At 34.2% G+C, this 841-nt stretch carries 1 protein-coding gene; it reads right to left on the bottom strand.

Annotation, left to right across the window (positions count from 1 at the left end):
• Positions 1-287 precede the first annotated feature (287 nt).
• A complete protein-coding gene (locus tag H4J73_RS00295; protein WP_182223089.1) occupies positions 288-704 on the bottom strand; it encodes a hypothetical protein in 417 nt (138 codons plus the stop codon).
• Positions 705-841: the final 137 nt, after the last annotated feature.

The following is an 841-nucleotide window of genomic DNA, read 5'->3' as shown; positions in this document are numbered from 1 at the left end:
GAACTTAAGTTACCCATAAAATAAAAAATAGCCGTGAATTTTACGCTACTCACAGCTGCCTGAACAAACTAATAGCGTTGCCACCTTTGAAAAAGGTAAAAGAGGCAATGCTTATTAGTGCTGCACTACACCGAGTTTAGCGTAAAACACTTAGCTAAACATGTCTTGCCCTAAAACGTATTTATTAAGAGCATATAACGCCCCATTAAGAGGCTTTTAATTGTTGGTTAAAATGTGTAGCGAAGCGGAACCTAACCAACTGTTAAAAGTCCTGCTTGAATGGCTTGTTATAATTTTTTACACGACTCAGCTTTTACATTTACTAATTTAGCTAAGGATGGAAATTTGTAAACTTTTGAGTCTTGTTTCGTATTTGACACATAATAACCAATAAGGGATGCATCTGCACCGTTATCAATACCTTGTAAAAAACCAATTTCCACCTCGTGTTTTTCAGTTGACGAATCAAACCTATTTTGTACGATGAGAGTTTTTTCACCTAAAAATGTATAGCTAACTAAAGTATTAGTTAATTCATGGTTTTTAAGTGCAGAAGGAAATGTAACTATAAGATGATTATCATTCAAGCTAGTTATTTCAAACCCTAAGCATGATAAATTATCGATAGTGACTTCAATTGAATCTGAAGTAGCATAAGCCTTAAAGGTCAGAAAAATAATTAAAACACTTAGATATTTACTCATAGGTTCCTAAAATTATAACGCTTTGCTAAGCGGAAAATAATGGTTGGCTATAATCGCGAAGCGATGGCCAACTGTTATTTTTCCGTTTGAGCAACTTGTTATATGCAGAGAACGTTGAATCAAACTCTGCACGAACT

Origin of the sequence: Colwellia sp. MB3u-41, assembly GCF_014076845.1 — a bacterium.
In the GTDB taxonomy this organism is placed as follows: domain Bacteria; phylum Pseudomonadota; class Gammaproteobacteria; order Enterobacterales; family Alteromonadaceae; genus Colwellia_A.
Note: the sequence above shows the minus strand (reverse complement) of the source record. Positions and strands in the feature narration are given on the sequence as shown.

Excerpts from the sequence above, each read along its gene's own strand:
- H4J73_RS00295 (WP_182223089.1), bottom strand. The coding sequence starts at position 704 with ATGAGTAAATATCTAAGTGTTTTAATTATTTTTCTGACCTTTAAGGCT.